This is a genomic window from uncultured Actinomyces sp., assembly GCF_963526355.1.
Classification (GTDB): domain Bacteria; phylum Actinomycetota; class Actinomycetes; order Actinomycetales; family Actinomycetaceae; genus Actinomyces.
Genome location: NZ_CAUROW010000116.1, coordinates 1 through 4,959, shown reverse-complemented (window position 1 = coordinate 4,959; position 4,959 = coordinate 1). Strand labels below are relative to the sequence as shown.

General features: G+C 69.3%; 4 protein-coding genes. All 4 read left to right on the top strand.

Annotation, left to right across the window (positions count from 1 at the left end):
* On the top strand, nt 1-1,350 hold a 1,350-nt coding region (locus RWR81_RS12295; RefSeq protein ID WP_314458015.1), incomplete at its 5' end, for an amino acid permease.
* Nucleotides 1,347-2,741, top strand: coding sequence for a TRAM domain-containing protein (locus RWR81_RS12290; protein ID WP_314458014.1), 1,395 nt, complete (start codon nt 1,347-1,349; stop codon nt 2,739-2,741). The genes RWR81_RS12295 and RWR81_RS12290, both read left to right, overlap by 4 nt.
* A 517-nt stretch (nt 2,742-3,258) precedes the next feature.
* Entirely contained in the window at nt 3,259-3,903 is a 645-nt protein-coding gene (locus RWR81_RS12285; RefSeq protein WP_314458013.1) for a hypothetical protein, read from the top strand.
* Between the two features lie 210 nt (nt 3,904-4,113).
* A partial coding sequence (locus RWR81_RS12280; RefSeq protein WP_314458012.1) for a hypothetical protein occupies nt 4,114-4,959 on the top strand: 846 nt, incomplete at its 3' end.

Below are 4,959 nucleotides of genomic sequence, written 5' to 3'. Positions count from 1 at the left end.
GTGGAGGCGATCTCCAACGGCGTCCCCAGCTTCCAGCGCCCCAAGTCCCGCAACGCCGCCAACACCCTGCTGCTTCTGGGCGCCATCGCCGCCCTGATGCTCATGAGCGTCATCCACCTGGCCGGCGCGGTCGGTGTGCGCATGGTGGAGAACCCGGCCCAACAGCTCCTGCGCCACGGTGTCCCGGTGGGGGACGGCTACCACCAGGATCCCGCGATCGGACAGATCGCCGCCACCGTCTTCTCCGGCTTCCGGCCGATGTTCTACCTGGTCGCCGCCGTCACCGGCCTCATCCTGGTCCTGGCCGCCAACACCGCCTTCAACGGCTTTCCCGTCCTGGCCAGCGTCCTGGCCCGCGACGAGTTCCTGCCCCGCCAGCTATCCCAGCGCGGCGACCGCCTGGCCTTCTCCAACGGCATCATCGTCCTGTGGCTGGGGGCCGTGGCCTTCCTCATCGGCTTCGAGGCCAACACCACCAGCCTCATCCAGCTCTACATCGTGGGCGTCTTCATCTCCTTCACGCTCTCCCAAGTGGGCATGGTGCGCCACTGGACGCGCGAGCTGACCATCGCCACCGACTCCAGAGCCCGCTCACGCATGCACCGCGCCCGGGCCATCAACGCCATCGGGGTGCTGGGCACCGGTACGGTCCTGGTCATCGTCCTGCTCACCAAGCTCACCCGCGGGGCCTGGATCACCCTGACGATCATGGCGCTGCTCTACCTGGTGATGAACCGGATCCGCCGCCACTACCGGCGAGTCAGCGAGGAGGTGGCCATCTCCGACCTCCACGACGCCCGCGTCCTGCCGGCCCATGTCCACGCCATCGTCCTGGCCTCCCGCCTTCACCAGCCGACACTGCGGGCCCTGACCTATGCCCAGTCGACCCACCCGACCGCCTTGGAGGTTCTGACGGTGGATACGGGAGACGGTGGCGCCGAGCGCCTCCTGGATGCCTGGGAGGAGGCCGACGTCGCGGTCCCCCTGACGGTTCTGGACTCCCCCTACCGGGACATCACCCGTCCGGTCATCAACTACGTGCGCTCGGTGCGCCGAGAGTCCCCTCGCGACCTGGTGGTCGTCTTCCTGCCCGAGTACATCGTGCGCCACTGGTGGGAGCAGATCCTGCACAACCAGACCGCCCTGCGCCTCAAGACCGTCCTGCTGTTCACCCCCGGCGTCGTCGTTGCCTCCGTGCCCTGGCAGCTGGGACTGCCGGGTCAGCGGCACTTCCACCACGGTGTGCGAGCCCGTACCGCCGAGGGCATCCTCGACGCCGACGTCGCCATGCGCCGTCACGTCGACAGCCACCTCAGCAGTGCCGGCGCCGACCACCAGGAGAACCGATGACCCCCCGGCCCACCCAGTCCGGTCAGCCGGTCCCCGGCCGCGGGCGGTCCCATGAGCTCACCCTGACCGTGGGGACTCCGGCACACGGCGGGCACTGCGTGGCCCGGCCCGTGGACGACCCGGCCGGCCGCGTCATCTTCGTGCGCCACGCCCTGCCCGGTGAGACGGTGAGGGCCCGCCTGACCGAGATGACGTCGCGGACTTGGCGCGCCGACGCCGTCGAGATTCTCCAGGCGTCTCCGGACCGCGTGGAGTCCGTCTGGCCCGAGGCCGGCCCGGCGGGCGTGGGTGGGGGAGAACTCGCCCACGTGGCCCTGGACGCCCAGCGCACCTGGAAGCGCTGGGTCCTGGCCGACTGCCTGCGGCGGATCGGTGGGCAGGAGGTGGCCGACGCCGTCGCATCCCTGCCCGAGGCCACCGCCGGAGCCGCCGTGCCGATCGAGCCGATGCCCACCGACGCCGCGGCCCAGGCCTCCACCAGCGCCCGCAGGCGCGCCCTGGCCGGAACCGCCACCCGCACCCGCGTCAGCCTGACGGTCTCCGATGATGGCGAGCCCGGCATGCACGCCTTCCGCTCCGGAACGGTCCTTCCCCTGCGTCGCCTGCCTCTGGCCGTGCCCGCCATCAACGAGATCGGGCTGCTGGAGCGCTCCCGTTGGCGCGCCCACTACCGCCCCGGCATGCGCATCGAGGCCATCGCCCCCAGCGCTGGCGAGCCCGTGGTCCTGCTCGATGATCGGCTCCTGACCGCCCAGGCGCGCAGCACCGGACGCCGCCGCGTCCAGGAGGTCGTCGACGCCTCGGCCCTGGGGCTGGGGGAGCTGACCTACTCCGTCCACGCCGATGGCTTCTGGCAGGTGCACGTCGACGCCCCCAGGGTCCTGGTCGAGCGCGTCGTGCGCGCCGCCCTGGGAGAGGACCTCGAACGAGCCGCGGGTAGCCGCGTCCTGGAGCTCTACTCGGGGGCCGGCCTGTTCACCCTGCCGCTGGCCGCCCTCGTGGGCGACATGGGGCGGGTCCTCTCCCTGGAGGGCAGTGAGCAGGCCGTGCGCGACGCCCGCCGCACCCTGCACGGCCACCCCGCCGCCCGCCTGGCCGTGGGGCGCGTGAGTACCCGCACGGTGCGCGAGCTTGCGAGCGCCTTCACCGGCGCCCGCCCCGACGTCGTCGTCCTCGACCCGCCGCGACAGGGGGCCGGCCGCGAGATCATCGAGGCCGTCGCCGCTCTGGGAGCCGAGCGGATCGTCCTGGTGGCCTGCGACCCGGCGGCCCTTGCCCGGGATACGGGAACCGTCCTGCGCGCCGGATACCGGCTGGGATCCCTGAGCGCGCTGGACATGTTCCCGCACACGCACCACTTCGAGACGATCGCGGTGCTCGACCGCGCCTGAGCCCGGCCCAGCGCATGGGGAGAGCATCCCGTGGACCGCGGTAGGACTCTGCGGTCATCATGACCCCATGAGTTCCATGGTGGTGAGTCGTCGTGTGCTTGCGGGGCTGGCTGTGCTCGGCGGTGTCGGCGTGACGCTCCGCCGGGATGGTGGCGGCGCCTGTCCTCGGTCGGGGCGGGATCCGGGGGTTGAGACCAGGGTTGTTAAGGATCGGGGTGATGTGGATGGTCGTTTGTGGGAGGCGGCGACTGCGGCGAGCTGGCGGACGGATACGGGGCTGCGGTTCACCGGTTCCTTGAAGGGGGACTATCTCGACTACGACGGTCCTGAGGGGCCCGGTTCGTCCCGCCGGGATTTTGCGGGGATGCCTAGGTTGGTGCATGAGGATGGGGACTGTGTGGTGGTTCAGGCGGGGTCTGGGGTGTGTGCGCTTGAGCGTGCTGATGGGCGGGTGCGTTGGTCGGTGGCGTTGGAGGCTCCTCAGGGGTTGGTGGCCGGGGGTGTGTCGCGTGGGTTGGTGTGGACCAATGCGGGTGCTGTGGACCTGGGGACCGGTGAGGCCAGGAGAGTGCCCGAGGCGGTGTCCCGGGCGGTCAACCTGGTGGCCAGCGAGGGTGTCGTCGTGACCGTCGTGCCCGGCTACGGCGGCAGAAGTGAGCTCGTCTGCCTGGAGTCCCACAGCTGCTTGGAGAGGTGGTGCACTGGGATCGACGACCCGGGTACGGCGTCACTGAGGCTCGGTGACAATGAGATTTCTATCGGGATGTCGGACCGCTACGACCTGGACAGCGGAGCGTACCACCTGGTGCTAGTGGATTTTGTCCCTCCCAGGCCTCGGGAGGGGGTCTTCCTTGTTGTCGGTACCGAGGTCGGCAGGAGTGTGCGGGTGGTTGTTGACGACGACGGGGAGGGTGTCGCGGTTCGTGCCTTCACCCCGTCAGAGGGAGGGAAGGCGAGAGATCCTCTGGGCACGTCGGGCTACCGGGAGCAGTACATCTCGGGTGAGGAGCTGTGGTCGGTTCCGTTGGAGGCCCGTCCGGGTGCGGTTGTGGCTATTGACTCCGCCTTGGGGGAGCGGGGGTCCTCTTTCTGGGTCATGGATCTGGATGATTCCGGTGCGTTGTATCTGTCGTACTGGAGGCCCGGTTCGGTGTCTGGGTGACTGGGGAGGGGGCTGTAGGTTGTGGTGCGGTTCTTTGGTGATTCTGGGGTGTTGAGTTCTGTGGTGGTGAGTCGTCGTGTGCTTGCGGGGCTGGCTGCGCTCGGTGGTGCTGGGGTGGTGGCGTCCTGCAGGGGTGGTGGCGGTGCTGCCTGTTCTCGACCGGGGCGGGATCCGGGGGTTGAGACCAGGGTTGTTAAGGATCGGGGTGATGTGGATGGTCGTTTGTGGGAGGCGGCGACTGCGGCGAGCTGGCGGACGGACACGGGGCTGCGGTTCACCGATTCCTTGAGCGGGCGTTACCTCGACTACGACGACTACGGCGGCCCCGACAGGGTCGGCGTGTCCCGTCGTGACTTCGTCGGGATGCCCAGGTTTGTTCATGAGGATGGGGACTGTGTGGTGGTTCAGGCGGGGTCTGGGGTGTGTGCGCTTGAGCGTGCTGATGGGCGGGTGCGTTGGTCGGTGGCGTTGGAGGCTCCTCAGGGGTTGGTGGCCGGGGGTGTGTCGCGTGGGTTGGTGTGGACCAATGCGGGTGCTGTGGATCTGGGGACCGGTGAGGTGAGGAGAGTGCCCGAGGCGGTGTCCCGGGCGGTCAACCTGGTGGCCGGTGAAGGCGTCGTCGTGACCATCGTGCCCACCGATGACGGTATGGGTGAGATTGTCTGCCTGGGGGCCCGTGGCTGCTCGGAGAGGTGGCGCGACACGGTCCCGAGTCCGTGGCCGGCGTCCCTGGAGCTCAACGACGGCACGGTTGACAACTCGGTGTCCTTCGGATGGTTGTCGGGTTACTACGACCTGGACAGCGGCGTGTACTACGACCCGCACCGTGGTGTGAACTACAGCATCGCCCCTCCCAGGCCTCGGGAGGGGGTCTTCCTTGTTGTCGGCACCGAGGTCGGCAGGAGGGTGTGGGTGGTTGTTGACGATGACGGGGAGGGGGTCGCGGTTCGTGCCTTCGCCCCGAAGGAGGAAATGAACGACGCGGGGTACCGGGAGCGGGTCACCTCGGGTGAGGAGTTGTGGTCGGTTCCGTTGGAGGCCCGTCCGGGTGCGGTT